At 72.0% G+C, this 14,033-nt stretch carries 11 protein-coding genes and 1 pseudogene; 3 read left to right on the top strand and 9 right to left on the bottom strand.

The window, feature by feature from the left end:
• Positions 1–9 precede the first annotated feature (9 nt).
• Complete coding sequence (locus BLV72_RS05415; RefSeq protein ID WP_244320670.1) at positions 10–1,323, bottom strand: glycoside hydrolase family protein; 1,314 nt, start codon at positions 1,321–1,323, stop codon at positions 10–12.
• Positions 1,324–1,570: 247 nt separating this feature from the next.
• Here BLV72_RS05415 and BLV72_RS05420 point away from each other — a divergent pair, with 247 nt between their 5' ends.
• Positions 1,571–2,683, top strand: coding sequence for a DUF5925 domain-containing protein (locus BLV72_RS05420; RefSeq protein WP_059146952.1), 1,113 nt, complete (start codon positions 1,571–1,573; stop codon positions 2,681–2,683).
• Positions 2,684–2,741: 58 nt separating this feature from the next.
• Here BLV72_RS05420 and ddaH read toward each other — a convergent pair whose 3' ends face one another.
• From ddaH to BLV72_RS05445, 5 genes are all read right to left on the bottom strand, one after another.
• Positions 2,742–3,518 (bottom strand): dimethylargininase, encoded by a 777-nt coding sequence (ddaH, locus tag BLV72_RS05425; RefSeq protein ID WP_093460637.1) that lies wholly within the window; start codon positions 3,516–3,518, stop codon positions 2,742–2,744.
• Between the two features lie 48 nt (positions 3,519–3,566).
• Positions 3,567–3,947 (bottom strand): GntR family transcriptional regulator, encoded by a 381-nt coding sequence (locus BLV72_RS05430; protein ID WP_093460638.1) that lies wholly within the window; start codon positions 3,945–3,947, stop codon positions 3,567–3,569.
• A 100-nt stretch (positions 3,948–4,047) separates the two neighbouring features.
• Positions 4,048–4,638 (bottom strand): TetR/AcrR family transcriptional regulator, encoded by a 591-nt coding sequence (locus tag BLV72_RS05435; protein WP_093460640.1) that lies wholly within the window; start codon positions 4,636–4,638, stop codon positions 4,048–4,050.
• A 62-nt stretch (positions 4,639–4,700) separates the two neighbouring features.
• The gene (locus tag BLV72_RS05440; protein WP_093460641.1) at positions 4,701–5,804 is read right to left on the bottom strand and encodes a methyltransferase domain-containing protein; all 1,104 of its coding nucleotides are present in this window, start codon (positions 5,802–5,804) and stop codon (positions 4,701–4,703) included.
• Between the two features lie 223 nt (positions 5,805–6,027).
• Complete coding sequence (locus BLV72_RS05445; protein ID WP_093460643.1) at positions 6,028–6,774, bottom strand: SAM-dependent methyltransferase; 747 nt, start codon at positions 6,772–6,774, stop codon at positions 6,028–6,030.
• 224 nt (positions 6,775–6,998) lie between these two features.
• Between BLV72_RS05445 and BLV72_RS05450 the strand changes: the two genes are divergently transcribed.
• Together BLV72_RS05450 and BLV72_RS05455 are read left to right on the top strand one after the other, a co-directional pair.
• Positions 6,999–8,423, top strand: coding sequence for an MFS transporter (locus BLV72_RS05450; protein WP_093460644.1), 1,425 nt, complete (start codon positions 6,999–7,001; stop codon positions 8,421–8,423).
• Positions 8,420–9,643, top strand: a complete 1,224-nt coding sequence (locus BLV72_RS05455) for an FAD-dependent monooxygenase (protein ID WP_093460646.1) — start codon at positions 8,420–8,422, stop codon at positions 9,641–9,643. Before BLV72_RS05450 ends, BLV72_RS05455 begins: the two co-directional genes overlap by 4 nt.
• A 33-nt stretch (positions 9,644–9,676) precedes the next feature.
• On the opposite strand, the pseudogene BLV72_RS05460 reads toward BLV72_RS05455, so the two are convergent.
• The 3 genes and pseudogenes from BLV72_RS05460 to BLV72_RS05470 all read right to left on the bottom strand — a co-directional run.
• Positions 9,677–10,342 (bottom strand): annotated as a pseudogene (locus tag BLV72_RS05460) (response regulator transcription factor); the annotation flags it as partial.
• Positions 10,339–11,664, bottom strand: a complete 1,326-nt coding sequence (locus tag BLV72_RS05465) for a sensor histidine kinase (RefSeq protein WP_093470179.1) — start codon at positions 11,662–11,664, stop codon at positions 10,339–10,341. The pseudogene BLV72_RS05460 and the gene BLV72_RS05465, both read right to left, overlap by 4 nt.
• Positions 11,665–11,671: 7 nt before the next feature.
• A complete protein-coding gene (locus BLV72_RS05470) occupies positions 11,672–13,960 on the bottom strand; it encodes an MMPL family transporter (RefSeq protein ID WP_093460647.1) in 2,289 nt (762 codons plus the stop codon).
• Positions 13,961–14,033 lie beyond the last annotated feature (73 nt).

The following is a 14,033-nucleotide window of genomic DNA, read 5'->3' on the forward strand; positions in this document are numbered from 1 at the left end:
CGGTCCGGCTCACCGCTTGAGCCAGCGCACCTCGTATCCGCCCATCCCGAACGACCGGCCGTCGACCTTCGCCTTGATCGGCCGGTCGAGGGTGTTGACGACCAGCACCGCGTCATCGTCGGCGAGCACCTGGACGCCTGGCCGGTCGTCGGCGGCGATGTCCACGGAGCGGAAGGCGGTGCCGGGCGGGAACTCCCGGGCGAACCGGCCGAGCAGCGTCATCATGGGCAGCTCACGGCCGCCGTCGTCCAGTTCGGTGGGGCGCCACAGACAGCCGGGGCACCGCTTGCCCGTGGTCTCCGGGTTCCAGTAGAAGGCCGTGGCGGTGCCGCCCTGCGCCAGCCGGATCATCGCGGTGGCCTGGACGGCGGTGCGGCGGCCCTCGCTCCAGCCCGCGCGGTCGTCGCGCCCGTCGGCCGGTTCGACATACCACTCGGCCCACCACACCGGCAGCCCGGTGGTCCGGCGCAGCCAGCGGGTGACGTCCCGGAACTTCCGGGTGGCCCCGAAGGCGTCCGGGATGAGCCGGTCGCCCTCGCGGGTGTAGCTGGAGCCGTCCACGACGACGAAGTCCGCGCCCGCCTTGTGCTTGTCCCAGTAGGTGATCGCGGCGGCGGACCGCTGGTCGAGGGTGCCCCAGGGGCCGCTGACCGCCGCGGAGCCGTCGGCCTCGCCCGGGGCGTCGCTGTCGGCGACCACATACGGGCCGCCGACCTGGTTGTCGGGGTTCTGCTTCTTCAGCTCGCGGTAGACCAGGTTGTAGAGCCGGGTGTAGCCCTCGTAGTTCCAGCGCTTCTTGCCGTCGTCGTAGAAGCCCTTGAACTCGTTCCACACGATGAAGTGGCGCACCTGCGGATAGCGCCGGGCGATCTTTCCCGCGAGCGCGGCGAAGTCCTTGTAGTGCTCGGGGGTGGGCGCGGTCTCCAGGGACTCCTGCGACCAGTCCGTACGTCCCGGCTCGCCGCCCTTCATCCAGTCGGGCGCACAGCACAGGGTGAGCACGGGCGCGGTGCCGGTCTTGCGCATCAGGGCGATGCGGCGGTCGAGGTCGGCGAAGTCGTAGCGGCCCGGGGACGGCTCGGGGTTGCCCGCGCCCCAGCCCATGATGTGCTGGTTCTGCGGCATCGGGTGGCGCGACAGCAGCGCGCCCGCGGTCTTGCGGCCGCTCTCCGTGCCCTGGTCGGCGCTGTACTGGGTATGGGTGAATCCCCAGCCCAGGCCCCCGGCGCCGGCCTTCCCGCGCGCCGACTCCGATCCGGGCCGCCCCTCGCCCGCGCCGGGCCCGCCGGAGCAGGTGGTCGCCACCAGTGCCATGGTGGCCATGCCGACACCGAGCAGTGCGCCGGTCCGCCGACGCCTCTTTTGCCATAACCTGGCCAACCCGCCCCGTTCCCTTCCCCGACGCCCCACAACGGGTAAGAGTATCCGTGAACGCCCCCATTCCAGTGGGGTTCCGTGGAACAGCTCGGTAAACGGCCACAAACCTTGGTGCGCCCTCGCCCCCGGTCCTGGATCATGGGGCCGGGTGCGCTGACCGACGCACCGGCCCCCCGTTCTCAGGAGGCAGACCCTGCCTACGACACCCGCCGAAGAGTCCCTTCCCATCCGGCTCAACGTCGACGACAGCGATTCGCCGTCCGATGTCGTCGACGCGCTCTTCCTGGGGCGCTTCGCGACCGGCGAGCAACCGTACGCCCGCAGTCACTCCGTCGACCGGGTGCGGTCGGGCGCGACGCTGCTGCCGCCGTCCGCGACCGTGCTGCGCGCGGCCTGCGACGACGACCGCAGCGCGACGCTCGCCGAGGGCGACGGCTGGACGCTGCTGATCTCCCGGTGGAACCGGGGGGCCGATGTGACCGTGACCGCCGTCGACGACGCCCTGGCCGAGAAGGTGCTCCACCAGGCCGTCGACGGCGCGGAGGACGAGCCGGAACCCCAGCCGGAGAACGTGTCGATGGGCTTTTGGTACGTCTCGCCGCGCCGAGGGCCGCATCGCACCTCGCGGCAGATCTCGGCCGGGACCTGGGAGGAGATCCGCGGCAACTACACGGCGCCGGTCGCGGAGGCCATGGACGGGCTGATGAAGGTCACCCCGGACGACATCGCCGGTCGCCTCCTGCTGCTGCACGGCCCGCCCGGCACCGGCAAGACCTCGGCGCTGCGCACCCTGGCCCGGTCCTGGCGGGAGTGGTGCCAGGTGGACTGCGTCCTGGACCCGGAGCGGCTCTTCACCGACGTCGGCTATCTGATGGACATCGCGATCGGCGAGGACGACGGCACGGCCAAGGGGCGCTGGCGGCTGCTGCTCCTGGAGGACTGCGACGAGCTGATCCGCGGTGAGGCCAAGCACACCGCGGGGCAGGCGCTGTCCCGGCTGCTGAACCTGACGGACGGTCTGCTCGGCCAGGGGCGCAATGTGCTGGTCGGGGTGACCACCAACGAGGATCTGGAGCGGCTGCATCCGGCGGTGGTCCGCCCCGGCCGGTGTCTGGCCCGGATCGAGGTCGGCAAGCTGACGCGGACGGAGGCGGTGAGCTGGCTCGGCGGGGAGGTCGACGACCGGGAGGGCGTCATCGGACGGGACGGGGCGACGCTCGCGGAGCTGTACGCGCTGCGGCGCGGCACCCGGCCGCCCGCCGTGCCCTCGCAGCCGGGGGACGCGAACGCGGGGCTGTATCTGTGAACCGGGACCCGGGGGCCTGCGCGATGCCCCCGGGGCCCGGGACCCGGGGGCCCGGCGCTCAGGCGTACAGCTCCCGGAGCCGGACCGACAGGCAGGTCACACAGCCCTCCATCTTCTCGAACTCGCTGATGTCCACCGGCACCGGCTCATAGCCGAGATCGGCGAACAGCTCGGCGCTGCGCGGCGCGCTCCGAGCCATCAGCAGCTTGCCGCCGCCGAGCAGCACGACATGGGCGCCGGACTCCTCGGGGACGGGGAGGAAGCGGTCAAACGCGTCCGGGTCGTCGACCAGCGGCGGATAGCCGATGACGGTGCCGTCCGGCAGCGCGGTGACCGCCGACTTGAGGTGGAGCACCTTGCTGACCGGTACGGCCACCACCCGCGCGCCCAGTGGCTCCAGCGCGGCGCGAAGCTGGCGGATGCCGTCGCCGTCGGTGCGTCCGCCGCGTCCCACGTAGACGGTGTCGCCGATCTTCAGGACGTCGCCGCCCTCCAGCGTGCCCGGCTCGTGGATCCGGTTCAGCGAGCAGCCGAGCCCGGTCACGGCCTCCTCCGCCGTCACGGTCTCGGGCCTGCGGGACTCGGCTCCGGGGCGGGCGATCACCGCGACGTTCCGGTGGACGACCATGGTGTCCTCGACGAACACCCCGTCCGGGCAGTCGTCCAGCGGCGGCAGCTCCACCGTCTCCCAGCCGTGCGCGCGCAGCGCCACGACATAGACCTCCCATTGCCGCAGCGCCAGCGCGGCGTCGACCGGCGTGCGGTCGATATGGGTGACGAGCCCGTCGGCGAGGCGGGGGCTGGGACGTCGGACGAGGGCTTTGCGGCTGGTCATGGGGACAGCATGGCAGGCGGCGTCACCGGCGCTGTGAGCGGTGGAGGTTCAGGCGGAGTCTCCGTACCCGGCCCGCAGGGCGTCCTCGACGGCGGCGAGGGCGGCCGCACGGTCCAGACCTAGGCGGCGTGCCCGCTGGACATAGGTCTGGGCGGCCTCGGCGGCCTGGCGCCGGGCCGCGTCGCCCGCCGCCGCGACGAAGGTGCCGTGGCGGCCGCGGGTCTCGATCACACCGTCCGCCTCCAGGGCGCGGTACGCCTTGGCGACGGTGTTCGCCGCCAGCCCCAGCTCCTCGGCGAAGCCGCGCACGGTGGGCAGTTTGTAGCCCACGGGAAGCTCGCCGGAGCGGGCCAGGTCGGCGATCTGCGCGCGGATCTGCTCGAAGGGGGCGGTCGCCGCGTCCTGGTCGACGGTGATCTGCAAGGCCACGTGGGGCTCCTGGGGCGTGGGTGGGGTGGTGTGCGGCCCCCATTGTGTGCCAGGGCGGGCGCCACCCGGCCGATGGACGGTCAGTGCGGTCGGCCGATGGTCAGTGCGGCTGGCGCAGTCCCGCGATGAGCAGCTCGACCAGGTGACGTGTGTCGTAGCGGGGGTCGGTGCCGGCGCCCGCGCAGAGGCTGCCGACGCCGCGCATGAGCTCGTGGGCGTCCTGGCCGGTGCGGATCTCGCCCGCGGCGGCCGCGGCGTCGAGGAGCTGGGTGCAGACGGGCAGGAGCCGGTCGAGGAAGTAGGAGTGCAGGGGGTCGAAGCAGGGGTCGTCGGACTGCAGCACGGCCGCGAGCCCGTGCTTGGTGACCAGGAAGTCGACAAAGAGATCGATCCAGCGCCCCAGGGCGGCGTGCGGAGTCTCGCTGGTCGCCCGCAGGGCCGGGCCGGCCTCGGCGAGTGCCTCGACCTGGTGCCGGTAGACCGCGACGATGAGATCCGCCCGCGTCGGGAAGTGGCGGTAGATCGTGGCCGTGCCGACCCCGGCCTTGGCCGCGATATCGCGTATCGGCGCTTCGACGCCCGAGGTGACGAAGACCGCGGCGGCCGCGTCCAGCAGGGCCTTCTCATTGCGCCGCGCGTCCGCCCGCTTGGGCCGGGCCGCGCGCCCCGCGTCTCGATCGTTGTCGTTCACCGCACCCTTCCCTTCGCCGCCGAGTCTAACGAAACGGGACAGTGTCCCATAACCTCCGACCGTCAGAGCGGGGTCAGCCGGTCGGGGCCCTCCGGGGCATACCCGATCGGATCGTCCGGCCCATGCCAGTGGAGGGCGAAGCGGTGGCCCGCGCGGTACGCCTCGAGGCCGGCCCGGCAGTACGCCACCATGTCGTCCGGCAGCGCGTCCAGCGCGAACCAGCCGAGCTCGGAGCACTTCTCCGGCTCCCGATTGACGGGCTGCCGCCCGCCCTCCCCCAGCTCCGCCTCGAAGAACCACCCCGTACGGGCCGCCCCCGTGGGCGCCTTGTGCTGCAGCACGAGGACGACCCGCACCTCGTCCGGGCCCAGGGTGAGGCCGATCTCCTCGGCCGTCTCGCGGAGCATCGCGGTGCGGACGTCCTCGCCGTCCTCGACATGCCCGGACGGGGCGTGCAGCAGCCCATCCGCATAGCCGGTGTTGGCACGGCGGGCGAGCAGAACCTCATCCCCCCGGCGCAGGATCAGATGGACGTCCACGATCTCGGTATGGCGCCGGGCCGGTGCGAGGTCGGCCACCAGGGCATACCGCTCGTCGCGCACGACCCGCCCCCACAGCGCCGCGTCCGGCGCGAGCTGCTCGACCGACAGCCGCTCCGTCACCGGCCCGACCAGCGCGGACAGCTCGGCGGCCGGCAGCCCGACGGGGTCGGACTCGCCCCACCGCCCCTCGATCAGCACCAGCCGCCCACCCGGCCGCAGCAGCCGGACCCACCGGCGCAGGACCGCCTGCCGGTCCGGCAGCATCCACAGCAGATGCCGGACCAGGACGACATCGAAGCTCCCCTCCCCCACGGGCGGCTCCGCCGCGTCCCCGACCAGCACAGTGGCCCCCGTCCCGGCCAGCTTCGCCCGCGCCAGCTCCACCATCCGGGGCGAGCGATCGACCCCCGTCACCCGGTGCCCCCGCTCGGCCGCGAGCAGCGCGAGACTCCCCGTGCCACAGCCCAGGTCCAGCACATCCCCGGCCCGCTCGGGCAGCCACCCCCGCAGCCGCGCGGCCCACGCCTCCCGCACGGCCGGATCGCGCAGCCCATGATCCGGCTCGTTGTCGAAGTCCGCGGCGGCGGCGTCCCAGTAGGCGGTGGTCGAGGTATCAACGCACATGTCGCGATGGTCGCACCCCCCACTGACAACGCACCGCCTGCGGACAGGCGCCCCGCATCGTCCATGTCGTACACGACATATGTGGTGCAGGATCAGTGATGGAGCACAGCCGCTGGAAGCGGGCGAGCGAACGCACTTGCGGAGGGGTACCAGGAGTCCGCCGAGATCGAGCAGGAGCCACTCACCGCCCATGAGGCCGCCCAGGCCAACGTCACCGTGGGGCTCAGGGGCTCCGCCGCAGAACGAGGGTGACGAATCCGAGGGTGCCGCGGTAGCCGTGCAGCCAGCCCGTGCGGTGTTCGGCGGCGGCCTTGTACGTGTCCAATGCGTCGGGTTCGTCGCGGTGGTCCAGAGCCCAGCGGGACAGTGAGCCGGTCCAGGACCACTCGTAGTCGTCCCACTCCCCCACCGTGCTGACGTGGCCGTAGACGGGTGTCCAGCCGTCGTTGGTGACGCGGTCCACGGTGGTGGCGAGATCGGCGTAGTCGTCCCAGGTGGCGCCCAGGGCCGAGAGGGCGGCGGCGTCGGGTTCGCGCTCCCAGAAGCCGTCGCCCACGAGGAGGTGGCCGCCCGGGGAGAGGAGTTCACGCGCCGCCGCGAGGGTGGGCAGCAGCCCGCCGAAGGCGTGCGCGGCGCCGACGCTCAGCACCACGTCGAAGCGGTGCGCCGAGGCGAAGACCGAGGCGTCCATCTCGTGGAGGACCAGCCGGTCCGCGACGCCGGCTTCCTCCGCGCCCTCGCGTGCCTGCTCCAGGGCCGCGCTGTGGATGTCCACCCCCTCGGCGCGCATCCACGGATAGCGGACCAGGAGCCGCCGCAGCCAGGCGCCGCCTCCGCAGCCGAGGTCGAGGGCGCGGTCGGCCTCGTCCGCCACCGCCCGGTCGAGCAGTCGGGCCACCGATTCGTCGGCGAGCGGGGCGGCGATCGGGTGGTCGGCGTGCGCGAGCTGGGATCTGCGTTGACGGTCCATCCGCTCAGCGTGCCAAGGTCCGTCCTCCACCGCAGCTTCTTTAATCGGTGAACGGCTCGGTCGGTCTGTGGTGCGTAGGCACCAGGACACCTCAGCGGCTGGTCCGGGTGCACCAGGGGAAGTCGGCGGCCGGGGACGATGCCCGGCGGAGCGCCGGAAGGAAGGGTTGGAGACGCGCGAATCTCGCGCATTCCCCCTGCCTGACGGTGTCTGGAAGGACGTCCATGTCCCTAGCTGTAGCTTCCCCGGTCCGCATCGGGAGGCTGTCGATCGGTGCCCTCGGCATCTTGGCGCTCGCCCTCGGCACTCTGCAGTCGGTGGTGGAGCCCGCGCTCCCGCAGCTCCAACGTGAGCTGGGGGTCAGCCCTTCCGAAGGGGCATTGATCGGCAACACCCTGCTCATCACCGGCGCGGTCATCACACCCGTCGCGGGCAAACTCGGCGACCGCTACGGCGGAAAGCGGGTGCTGGTCTGGCTGATGGCCGTGGTCTCGGCCGGTGGTCTGTTGGCGAGCGTCGCGCCGGACCTGCCGGTGTTGTTGCTCGGTCAGATCTTGCAGGGCGTCATGGTGGGCGCGCTGCCCCTCTCCTTCATCCTGGTGCGCAAAAACCTCCCCGCACGCGAGTCACAGGTGGCGATCGGGGTGGTGATGGCGCTGTTCACGGGCGGCGGCATGGTGGGAACGCTGATCGCCGGGCCGCTCTCGGAAGAGCTGTCCTGGCATTGGATGTTCGCGCTGCCGACGATCGTGATCATCGCGACGACGTTGGTCCTGATGCGGCTGATGCCGCATGATCCGCCGGTCGCATCGGACGACAGGATCGACTGGCCGGGCGTGACTCTGCTGAGCGGCGCGTTGCTCGCGTTCATGATCGGGCTCGTACGGGTGACGGGCGACGGTCTGCCGCCGCTCGCGGTCGTTGCCCTCATCCTCCTCGTGGCCGCCCTCGCGACCGCATGGGTCGTCGTCGAGCGCCGGGCGGCCTCGCCGATGGTCGATCTGCGCATGCTGGCCAAGCCCGCGATGTGGCATTCGTGCGTGCTCACCTTGGTCGTCACCACCAGCTTCGGGATGGTGGCCTTTCTGCTGCCGCAGCTGTTCGCGATATCGGCCGACGGGTACGGCTTTGGGCTCAGCACCACCGACATCGGACTGTTCCTGCTGCCGGGCGCCATCGCCGGGGCGGTCAGCGATTCGGTCGGCGGGGTCGTGGCGCGGCGGTTGGGTCTGCGTGCCGTGCTCGTCGGGGGTGCCGTCGTCACGGCGGCCACGACGGTCACTCTGGCGTCGCTGCACACCGCGGCCTGGCAGCTCGTCCTGGCGAAGGCGCTGACCGCGATCGCCGCGGGCGTGGCCGGCACGGCGTTGCTCACCCGCGCCGCCGCCGCCGTCGACACCGGGGACACCGGCATCGCCACCAGCCTGCTCGTGGTGACCCGCGTGATCGGCGTCGCCCTGGGCTCTCAGGTCGGCGGCGCGATCCTCGACTCCGGGGCCGACGCGAAGACGGGCCTGCCGACCGAATCGGCCTTCGTCACGGGGTTCGTCACCGCCGGTCTCGTCGCCGCGTTGTCACTGCTCATTGTCCGCATCACGAAGATCCGCAGCACGAAGATCCGCAGCACGCAGAATGGAGTCCAGGCATGACATCTACCGGTCTGTCGAAGCACGTGCGTAGTACCGCCAAGCGCACCGTCCTGATCTCCGGGGCCAGTATCGCCGGGCCCGCGCTGGCGTACTGGCTGCACCGGTCCGGATGCGCGGTCACCGTGGTGGAGAAGGCGGGCGCGTTGCGCGACGGCGGTTACCCGATCGACATCCGCGGGACCGCGATCGAGGTGGTCCGGCGGATGGGGATACTGCCGCGACTGCGGGACGCGCATATCGACTCGCGCCGCTGCACGTTCCTTGACGCCGACGGCAGCGAAGTGGCCTCGCTCAATCCGAGCGCCGTCGCCGGCGGTGTCGAGGGACAGGACCTCGAAGTGCGGCGTGGGGATCTGGCGGCGAGCCTGTACGCGCTGGTCCGTGACGACGTGGAATTCCTGTTCGGCGACTCCATCGACACCCTCGACCAGCACGGACAGGGGTTCGACGTGACGTTCCGCGGTGGGCAACGGCGCACGTTCGACCTGGTGGTCGGCGCCGACGGGATGCATTCACAGACCCGGGAGACCCTGTTCGGCCCCGAGGAACAGTTCCACCGCTACCTCGGCTACTGCTTCGCCATCTTCACCATGCCGAACACCTTCGGGCTCTCCCGCGAGGTCATGATGTGGAACACCCCGGGGAAGGCGGCGGCCCTCTACGCCGTCGGGGACAGCGACGAGGTGCACGCCTTCTTGAACTTTCACCAACCGGAGCCGCCGCTGAACGCCCTCCGGAACCCCGACGCCCAGCGGGACCTGGTGGCCACGGTCTTCGCGGACGCGGGATGGGAGGTCCCTCGCATGGTCAAGGCCCTGCGCGACGCGGATGACCTGTTCTTCGACACGGCCGGTCAGATCCGCATGCCCCACTGGTCCAGCGGCCGCGTCGCGCTCGTCGGCGACGCCGCGTACGCACCCTCGTTCCTGACCGGACAGGGCTCGAGCCTCGCGCTGGTCGGTGCCTACATGCTGGCCAACGCCGTGGCCTCGCACCGGGATCACACCACGGCCTTCGCCGCCTACGAGCACGGCGTTCGCGAGTTCGTCGCCATGAATCAGGCACTGGTCGACACCGGTGGGGCCACACTCTTCCCCACCACCGCGCAGGCGCTGGAGCAGCGCAACACCCGGCTGCGTGGCCTCGTCACCCTGCCCTCCGCGCCGGCCCGACCGGCCCACTCGGCCCTTACGCTGCCCGCGTTCGCCCCGGTGCCGTGAGCCCGGACTACGACAGGGGGTCGGCCCCGCCGTCGGGGCGGCGTGGGCCAGGCCCGTCCGGTAGGCGATGACGACGAGTTGCGCCCGGTCGCGGGCCTCCAGCTTCGTCATGGCGCGCTGCACATGCGCGCGGACGGTGAAGGGGCTGAGGAACATCTGCTCGGCGATCTCCTGGTTGGACAGACCGGTCGCGACCAGAGCCACCATCTCGCGTTCGCGCGGGGTGAGCACGGCGAGCTGTTCGGCGTGGCGGGGCGGGGCGCCGGCCGGTGTGGCCAGGAAGCGGGCGACCAAGGAGCGGGTCGCGGCGGGCGACAGCAGCGTGTCGCCGTCGGCGATCGTCCGCACGGCGTCCAGCAGGTCCGCGGCCCCGATGCCCTTGCCGATGAAGCCACCGGCCCCCGCGCGCAGCGCCTGCGCCACATACTCGTCGGTCTCGTACGTGGTGAGGATCAGGATGCGGCAGGCGCGCAGTTCCGGGTCCGCGCAGATCTCCGATGTGGCGGCGAGACCGTCCACCTCGGGCATGCGGATGTCCATGAGCACCACGTCCGGGCGCAGTTGCCGGGTGAGTCGCACCGCCTCCCTGCCGTCGGCGGCCTCGCCGACCACGGTGATGTCCTCGGCGGAGTCGAGAAGCAGCCGGAAGGCCCCGCGCAGCAGGGCCTGATCGTCGGCGAGCAGCACGCGGAGCGTCACGGCGCATCCCCGGCCTCTCCGCTGCCTGTAGGTACGTCGCCTGTCGCCTCGTCGGCCATCCGTCCCTCGATGGTGGTCGCTCCGTCCGTCGTCCGCGCCGTGTCCTTGGTGGGCGGGAGGGGCAGCTCGGTGGAGACCAGGAAGCCGCCCTCCGGGCGCCTGCCCGCGGAGAGGTGCCCCCCGACCGCGGTGGCGCGTTCCCGCATCCCGATCAGACCGTAACCGGGCGGACGCTCCGGCATCGTGGGCACACTCCGTCCCGTGGTCGCATTCGCTCCCGTACGACCGCCCCTTCCGTCGTCGGCGACGGTGATGGTCACGCGATCGCGGTTCCAGGCGAGGCCCACCCGGGCGCTACCGGTACCGGCGTGCTTGGTCACGTTGGTCAGGGCCTCCTGGACGATGCGGTAGGCGGTGAGGTCCACTCCCGGCGACAGCGGCCTGGCCGTGCCCTCGTGGTGCACCGACACCTCCAGACCCGCGCGGCGGAAGGACTCGAGGAGCGTGGGCAGCCGGGACAGCCCGGGCGCCGGATCGCCGGGCGTGGGCGCGTCCCCGGACTGGCGCAACAGACCGACCGTGGCGCGCAGTTCGTCGAGTGCGTGGCCGGTGGTCTCGACAAGCTCCGTCAGGCTCTTACGGGTCTGCTCCGGGCGGGCGTCGAAGAGGTGGGCGGCAACCGAGGCCTGCGCGTTGGCCAGGGTGATCTGATGGGCCACGAGGTCGTGCAGTTCCCGGGCGATGCGCACCCGTTCCTCGGCCACTCTCCGGCGCGCCTCGCTCTCCCGGCTCTTCTCGGCCCGCTGGGCCCGCTCCTCCACGGCCGCCAGATAGGCCCGCCGGTTGTGCACCGCATGCCCGAGTACGGCGGCCACCAGCGGGAACGCCGCCACCGCCCCCACCCTGCTCGCGTCCTTCCACGAGAGGGCCCCGAACAAGGGGGTGGAGGCGATCAGCAGCGCCACGGAGGTGAGCGACACCGCGCTCACCGCGTGCCGTTCGGTGCGCGCGGTGAGCGAGTAGGCGGTGATCACGGCGGGGGCCACGATGAGCGGGCTCAGCAGGAGGTCCGAGAACGGCACCAGCACGCCGCTCGCGGTGGTCACCGCCATGGCGGCCAGGGGCGCCCGGTGCCGCACCGGCAGCACGGCACAGGACGCCACGGCGATGAGGTAGGCGGCGGCGGGCGGCAGTGACAGCGTGCTGCCGTCTTCCTTCAGCGCGCCGCCGAGCAGACAGAGCGCGAACGCCGTCGCGGTGATCGCTGCCTCCCGCCACCACGTGCCGCGTGATCGCGGGCCACCGCCACCTGTGTGCGTCATGACCGGCTCAGCCCCGGTGCCGGCCGGCGGGGAGCGGCGCGACCGCCGCGTCCGGCACGGTCGCGGAGGCCGGGACATGCCTGGTCAGTGCCTCACCCTCGATATCCACATTCGGCAGCACACGGTCGAGGATACGGGGCAGCCACCAGGCCCGGTGGCCGAGCAGGGCCAGGACCGCGGGCACGATCGCCATCCGGACCACGAAGGCGTCGAAGAGGACGGCGGCGGCCAGGCCGACGCCCATCGTCTGGATGGTCGGGCTGCTCATCCCGACGAATCCGGCGAACACGCTGATCATGATGATCGCCGCCGCGGCCACCACCCGTCCGCTGTGCCGGAAGCCGCTCACGATCGCCTCGCCGGGGGACGCGCCATGGACATGGGCCTCCCGCATCCGGGTGAGGAGGAAGACCTCGTAGTCCATGGCGAGGCCGAAGACGATGCCGATGATGAGGATCGGCATCAGCGACATGACCGGTCCGGTCTGCTCGATGCCGAGCAGATCCGCCGCCCAGCCCCACTGGAAGACGGCGACGAGGACACCGAAGGCGGCACCCACCGACAGCAGGAAGCCGAGCGCGGCCTTGACCGGGACCAGGACCGAGCGGAAGACCACCAGCAGCAGGAGCACCGCCAGGCCGATGACCACGGTGAGATAGGGAATGAGGGCGTCGGACATGGCTTCGGAGATGTCGATGTTCATCGCGGTGGTGCCGGTCACCAGGATCCCGGCGCCCGTGTCCGCCTCGACGCCGGAGACCGCGCCCCGGATCGCGTGCACCAGGTCCTTGGTCTCACCGCTGTTCGGCGCGGTCTTGGGGACGGCGGTGAGGACGGCCGTGTCCTTGGTCCGGCTGAGCGCCGGATCACCGACCGAGGCGACCCCGTCCACTCCCCGTAGGGTCTTGACGACCTGGTTTGTGGCGGCCCGGGTGTCCGCGGACTTCGAGGCGTCCACGACCACGGTCAACGGGCCGTTGAAGCCGGGGCCGAAGCCTTCGGACAGCAGGTCGTAGGCGCGGCGCTGGGTGGTCTCCACCGACTTGGACTCGTCTCCGGGCAGCCCGAGTTCGAGGCTCAGCGCCGGCACGGCGACGGCGCCGAGGCCGAGTCCGGCGACCATCAGCACGGCCACCGGCCGGCGCAGCACGAACCGCGCCCAGCGGCTGCCCATGCCCTTCGCCGGCTTTGCCGCGATGGGGTGCCGGTCGCCTGCGGTTTCGCCGTGGCCGGTCGCGTAGTTCCCCGCATCCCTTCGGGGCGCTCCCGCGGCCTTGCGGACGCCACGGGGCAGGACCCGGCGGCCGAAGAGGCCGAACAGCGCGGGGACCAGGGTCAGTGCGACGAGTACGGCGAGGGCCACGGCGCCCGCGCCGCCCATGCCCATCTTGGTGAGTTCGGGGATTCCGACGACCCCCAGCCCGACCAGGGCGATGAAGACGGTGGCGCCGGCGAAGACGACGGCGGATCCGGCCGTGCCCACCGCCCGTCCGGCGGCCTCCTCCGGCTCGCTGCCCTGGGCGCACTCGTCACGGAAGCGGGAGGTGATGAAGAGGGCGTAGTCGATGCCGACCGCCAGCCCCAGCATCAGCGCCAGGATGGCGACGGTGGACGTCAGGCCCAGCGGCACGGCCAGCGCGGAGACCAGCCCGAAGGCGATGGCCACGCCCAACAGGGCGGTCAGCAGCGACAGTCCGGCCGCGACCAGCGACCCGAGGGCCAGGACCAGCACCACGGCCGCCACCGCCACGCCGATGAGCTCCGTCGTACCGCCCGGCTCCTCTTCCACATCCAGGGCCGAGCCGCCGATCTCGACGGTCAGCCCCGCGTCCCGGGCCTGGTTCGCGGCGTCCTCGAGGGCGCTCTTCGTCGACTCGGTCAGGTCGACGGCCCCCTCGGTGTAGGTGATCGTGGAGTAGGCGATGGTGCCGTCCTCGCTGACCGCGCCGCTCTCATAGGGATCGGTGGTCGACGCGACCTGATCGCCCCCGTCCAGCGAGCCGAGCGTGTCCTGGACGGCCGCCTTGTTCTCCCTGGCCGTCACCCGCTGCCCGTCCGGGGCCTGGAACACCAAACGGGCCTCGGCGCCCTGGGAGTTGCTCTCGGGGAAGCGCTCGTCCAGCAGGTCGAACGCCTTCTGCGATTCGGTGCCGGGCATGGAGAGGTCCTCTTCCTCCCCGGCCGGTGCCATGGCGGCGGCGGCCAGGGCCAGCACCAGGGCGCCCAGCCACAGACCGCCCACGAGCCGGCGCCGCCGGAAGGCCCACCGTCCGATCCGGTAAAGAAATGTCGCCACCTGTAGATCACTCCAGACACCGTCAGGCAGGGGGAATGCGCGGGATTCACGCGTATTCCCACCCTTCCTTCCG

Source organism: Streptomyces melanosporofaciens (assembly GCF_900105695.1).
Classification (GTDB): Bacteria; Actinomycetota; Actinomycetes; order Streptomycetales; family Streptomycetaceae; genus Streptomyces; species Streptomyces antimycoticus.

What these genes read in the sequence shown, in the direction of transcription:
- BLV72_RS05415 (WP_244320670.1), bottom strand. Translation starts at nt 1,323, where the DNA reads ATGGCCACCATGGCACTGGTGGCGACCACCTGCTCCGGCGGGCCCGGC.
- ddaH (WP_093460637.1), bottom strand. Translation starts at nt 3,518, where the DNA reads ATGACCAGCCGCAAAGCCCTCGTCCGACGTCCCAGCCCCCGCCTCGCC.
- BLV72_RS05440 (WP_093460641.1), bottom strand. Translation starts at nt 5,804, where the DNA reads ATGTGCGTTGATACCTCGACCACCGCCTACTGGGACGCCGCCGCCGCG.
- BLV72_RS05445 (WP_093460643.1), bottom strand. Translation starts at nt 6,774, where the DNA reads ATGGACCGTCAACGCAGATCCCAGCTCGCGCACGCCGACCACCCGATC.
- BLV72_RS05450 (WP_093460644.1), top strand. Translation starts at nt 6,999, where the DNA reads ATGTCCCTAGCTGTAGCTTCCCCGGTCCGCATCGGGAGGCTGTCGATC.
- BLV72_RS05455 (WP_093460646.1), top strand. Translation starts at nt 8,420, where the DNA reads ATGACATCTACCGGTCTGTCGAAGCACGTGCGTAGTACCGCCAAGCGC.
- BLV72_RS05465 (WP_093470179.1), bottom strand. Translation starts at nt 11,664, where the DNA reads ATGACGCACACAGGTGGCGGTGGCCCGCGATCACGCGGCACGTGGTGG.